The organism is Actinomadura logoneensis, from assembly GCF_003428695.1.
In the GTDB taxonomy this organism is placed as follows: domain Bacteria; phylum Actinomycetota; class Actinomycetes; order Streptosporangiales; family Streptosporangiaceae; genus Spirillospora; species Spirillospora logoneensis.
Genome location: NZ_QURH01000787.1, coordinates 1 through 4,146, shown reverse-complemented (window position 1 = coordinate 4,146; position 4,146 = coordinate 1). Strand labels below are relative to the sequence as shown.

Genomic DNA, 4,146 nt, shown 5'->3' with positions numbered 1-4,146 from the left:
CGCGAGCCGGGCCCGGCGGCGCGTCCGGGGCGCCCGCGCGGACGCCGCCGCGGCGCGCGAGCGCGAGGTCGTCACGGCGTTCCTCGCCGCCTCCCGCGAGGGCGACTTCGAGGCGCTGCTCTCCCTGCTGGACCCGGACGCCGTGCTGCGCTCCGACCGGGCAGCGGCGAACATGGGCGCGCCCGCCCGCATCGAGGGGCGGCAGGACCTCGCCGCGTTCTGGTCGGGCCGCGCCAAGGCCGTCCTGCCGGTGGACGTGGACGGCGTGCCGGGCGCGATGTGGCAGCACCGGGGCGTCCCGCAGGTGGTGTTCGACTTCACCGTCCGGGACGGCCGCGTGGTCGCGATCGACTTCGTCGCCGACCCCGATGTGCTCGCGTCGATCGAGTTGGAGAAGCCGCCGCGTGACTAACGTGAGGGCATGACCGGACGCGGCGTGCCCTCCACCGAGACCACGATCTCCACCGCCGACTGGGACGGCCGGGACATCGACGGCGAGTCGTTCGAACGCGTCCTGTTCTCGGACGTGGACTTCACCGAGGCGCGCGACACGGGCGGGACGTTCACCGGATGCGTGTTCCGGGGCTGCCGGTTCAACGTGTCCGAGCACACCGAGGCCGCGTTCCTGAACTGCGCGTTCGTCCGCTGCTCGTTCTTCGACGCGACGTTCACCGGCTGCAAGCTGGTCGGCGGGTCCTTCGACGGCTGCTCGTTCGAGCTGCTCAAGGTGCGCGGCGGCGACTGGTCGTTCACCGCCCTCGCGGGCGCGAGGCTCTCCCGCGCGACGTTCGCCGAGACCCGCATGCGCGAGGCCGACCTGAGCGGCGCCACCTGCGAGAAGGCCACCTTCCACAAGGTGGACCTGTCCGGCGCGTGGCTGCGCGGCGCGAACCTCCGTCAGGCGGACCTGCGCGGCAGCACCCTGCCGCCCGAGCACCTGCTGACCGCTGACCTCAAGGGCGCGGTCATCGACCTCGCCCAAGCCGTGGTCGTGGCAGGAGCGCTCGGACTGGACGTCCGCCCTTGAGCAGGTAGAGCCCCAGCACCACAGTCCCGGCGGCGGTCTGGGCGAGCAGCACCGGGCCGAGGTCGGGGCGCCGCTCGCGCCGGGCGCCCCGCGCGCCCCCGCTGGGACTACAGCTTCTCGACGGGGGCGTAGCGCAGGACGAGCCGCTTGAGCCCGTACTCGCCGCCGAAGTCGACGGACGCCGCGGCCTTGTCGCCCGCGCCGTCCACCGAGACGACCGTGCCGAGCCCGAAGGAGTCGTGGGTGACCTTGTCGCCCGGCGCCAGGGACGGGACGGGCCGGGCCCCGGCGGCGCGGGTGCCCGGACGGGCGGCGACGCGCGTCGCGGCCGAGCCGAACGCGCTGGACGCCTCCCGCTCCCAGTCGAGCAGGTTCGCCGGGACCTCGGCGAGGAACCGGGACGGCGGGTTCACCTGCGGCGCGCCCCACGAGCTGCGCATGGTCGCGCGGGACAGGTAGAGCCGCTGCCGGGCGCGGGTGATGCCCACGTAGGCGAGGCGGCGCTCCTCCTCCAGCTCCTTGGGGTTGCTCATCGCCCGCAGGTGCGGGAAGACGCCGTCCTCCATGCCGGTCAGGAAGACGACCGGGAACTCCAGGCCCTTGGCGGTGTGCAGCGTCATCAGCGTGACCACGCCCTGGTCGTCCTGCTCGGCGCGCTCCCCCGGGGGGACGGCGCCGGACTTGGCGCCGCCCGGGATCGAGTCGGCGTCGGCGACCAGCGCCACCTGCTCCAGGAAGTCGGCGAGGCGCCCCTCGGGGGCCTCGCCGTCCAGTCGCTCCTCGTTGCGCTCCTCATTGCGACCCTCGAACTCCCGAGCCACGGATTCCAGCTCACGCAGGTTCTCGATCCGCGACTCGTCTTGTGGATCCTTGGAGTTCGCCAGTTCCTCAAGGTAGCCGGTCCGGGTCAGGACGGCGTCGACTATTTCGGCAGGAGTGCGGACGGGCACCTGCGCGCGCAGGTCGTCCAGCAGGGCGACGAACTCGCGGACGGCCTTGATCGAGCGGGTCGCCATGCCGGGGACGTCCTCGGGGACGCGCAGGGCCTGCCAGAACGAGATGCGCTCGCGCGAGGCGTACGCCTCGACGCACGCCTCGGCGCGGTCGCCGATGCCGCGCTTGGGCACGTTCAGGATGCGGCGCAGCGAGACCGTGTCCTCCGGGTTGGCGAGGACCCGCAGGTAGGCCAGCAGGTCGCGGACCTCCTTGCGCTCGTAGAAGCGCACCCCGCCGACGACCTTGTAGGGCAGCCCGACCCGGATGAAGATCTCTTCGAAGACGCGGGACTGGGCGTTGGTGCGGTAGAAGACCGCGACGTCGCCGGGCTTGGCGTCGCCCGCGTCGGTGAGCTTGTCGACCTCGGCCGCGACGAACGCGGCCTCGTCGTGCTCGTTGTCGGCGACATAGCCGGTGATCTTGTGGCCCTCGCCCTGGTCGGACCAGAGCCGCTTGGGCTTGCGGTCGGCGTTCCGCTCGATCACCGCGTTCGCCGCCGACAGGATGGTCTGGGTGGAGCGGTAGTTCTGCTCCAGCAGGATCGTCCGCGCGTCGGGGTAGTCGCGCTCGAACTCCAGGATGTTGCGGATCGTCGCGCCGCGGAAGGCGTAGATCGACTGGTCGGCGTCGCCGACCACGCACAGCTCGGCGGGGCCGACGCCCTCGACCGGCGCGGTCAGCTCGCGGACCAGCTCGTACTGGGCGTGGTTGGTGTCCTGGTACTCGTCGACCATGACGTGCCGGAACCGGCGGCGGTAGTGCTCGGCGGCCTCCGGGAAGACCTGGAGCAGGTTGACCGTCAGCATGATCAGGTCGTCGAAGTCCATGGCGCCGGCCTGCTGCAGCCGGGCCTGGTACATCTCGTACGCCTGCGCGAGGGTCTGCTCCATGTGCGTGGAGGCCCGCGCCTTGAACGTCTCGTAGTCGATCAGCTCGTTCTTCAGGTTCGACACCTGGGCGCTGAACGACCGCGGCGGGTACCGCTTGGGGTCGAGGTCGAGCTCGCGGCAGACCAGCGCCATGAGCCGCTGCGCGTCGGCCTGGTCGTAGATCGAGAAGCTCGACGGGAAGCCCAGCCGCCCGGCCTCGCGGCGCAGGATGCGCACGCACGCCGAGTGGAAGGTCATCACCCACATGGCGCGCGAGCGGGGGCCGACCAGGGCGTCCACCCGCTCCTTCATCTCGGCCGCGGCCTTGTTGGTGAAGGTGATCGCGAGGATCTGGCCGGGGTGGACGTCGCGCTCGGACAGCAGGTACGCGATCCGGTGGGTGAGCACGCGGGTCTTGCCGGACCCCGCTCCGGCGACGATCAGCAGCGGGCTTCCGGCGTGCTCGACGGCGGCCCGCTGCTGCGGGTTCAGGCCGTCCAGCAGGGGATGGGCTTCGGTCTCGGACATCACCGCCGAGTCTACGGTCCGCCACCGACAACCGCGTCCGGACGCGGCGGCGGGCCGCCCGGGGCCCACCCGCCGCGCCGGACCGTCCGGATCAGCGTTTGCGCAGCTCGTGGGCCGATTCCGCGGCGGCGCGGACGGCGTCCAGATCCGCCCCGGACGCGGCGGCGGAGGCGGCGGCGACCGCGCCCTCGACCAGCGGCGCGTCCGCCAGCACGGCCCGCCCCTCGTGGTCCTCCAGGACGAGTTTCGCGGTGAGGACGGACGAGCCGAGGTCGGCCAGCAGCAGCACCCCGTCGCCGTCGTCGGCCGCGGCGACGGCGCGTCCGACCAGCTCGGGGCTGGTGCCGAGGCCGCCGTCCGGGCCTCCCCCGGCGGCCTCCACCACGGCCTCGCCGACGCCCATCTCGCGGGCGAGCTCGGCCGTCCCCTCGGCGAGGGCGCGGCTGTGCGACACGATCACGATCCCGACCATTCAGCCCTCCCCGCCCGCGTCGGCCTCCGGGACGGCTCCGTCGGCGCCTCCGTCAGCGGTGGCGTCAAGGGTGGCGTCGGCGGCGGTGGCGTCGGCGAGCGCGCGGAACAGCAGCACGGACGAGGCCGCCCCGGGGTCCAGGTGCCCGGCGCTGCGCTCGCCCAGGTAGCTGGCCCGGCCCTTGCGCGCGACGAGCGGGACGGTGGACTCGGCGCCGCGTTCGGCCGCCTCCGCCGCGGCCCGCGCGGCCCCGG

5 protein-coding genes are annotated in these 4,146 nt (G+C 73.3%); 2 read left to right on the top strand and 3 right to left on the bottom strand.

Going from position 1 to position 4,146, the window contains the following annotated elements:
* The coding region (locus DZF91_RS27430) for a nuclear transport factor 2 family protein (RefSeq protein ID WP_199486933.1) at window positions 1–412 on the top strand (412 nt) is incomplete at its 5' end.
* 9 nt (window positions 413–421) lie between these two features.
* A complete protein-coding gene (locus DZF91_RS27425) occupies window positions 422–1,027 on the top strand; it encodes a pentapeptide repeat-containing protein (RefSeq protein WP_117360036.1) in 606 nt (201 codons plus the stop codon).
* A gap of 107 nt (window positions 1,028–1,134) precedes the next feature.
* Here the strand turns inward: DZF91_RS27425 and pcrA are convergent, their stop codons facing one another.
* The 3 genes from pcrA to DZF91_RS27410 all read right to left on the bottom strand — a co-directional run.
* Window positions 1,135–3,420, bottom strand: coding sequence for a DNA helicase PcrA (pcrA, locus tag DZF91_RS27420; protein WP_199486932.1), 2,286 nt, complete (start codon window positions 3,418–3,420; stop codon window positions 1,135–1,137).
* Window positions 3,421–3,511: 91 nt separating this feature from the next.
* Window positions 3,512–3,892, bottom strand: a complete 381-nt coding sequence (dhaM, locus tag DZF91_RS27415; RefSeq protein ID WP_117360035.1) for a dihydroxyacetone kinase phosphoryl donor subunit DhaM — start codon at window positions 3,890–3,892, stop codon at window positions 3,512–3,514.
* The coding region (locus DZF91_RS27410) for a DAK2 domain-containing protein (RefSeq protein WP_117360034.1) at window positions 3,893–4,146 on the bottom strand (254 nt) is incomplete at its 5' end. It lies immediately after the preceding gene.

Coding starts and splice junctions, on each gene's coding strand:
- DZF91_RS27425 (WP_117360036.1), top strand. CDS start 422: ATGACCGGACGCGGCGTGCCCTCCACCGAGACCACGATCTCCACCGCC.
- pcrA (WP_199486932.1), bottom strand. CDS start 3,420: ATGTCCGAGACCGAAGCCCATCCCCTGCTGGACGGCCTGAACCCGCAG.
- dhaM (WP_117360035.1), bottom strand. CDS start 3,892: ATGGTCGGGATCGTGATCGTGTCGCACAGCCGCGCCCTCGCCGAGGGG.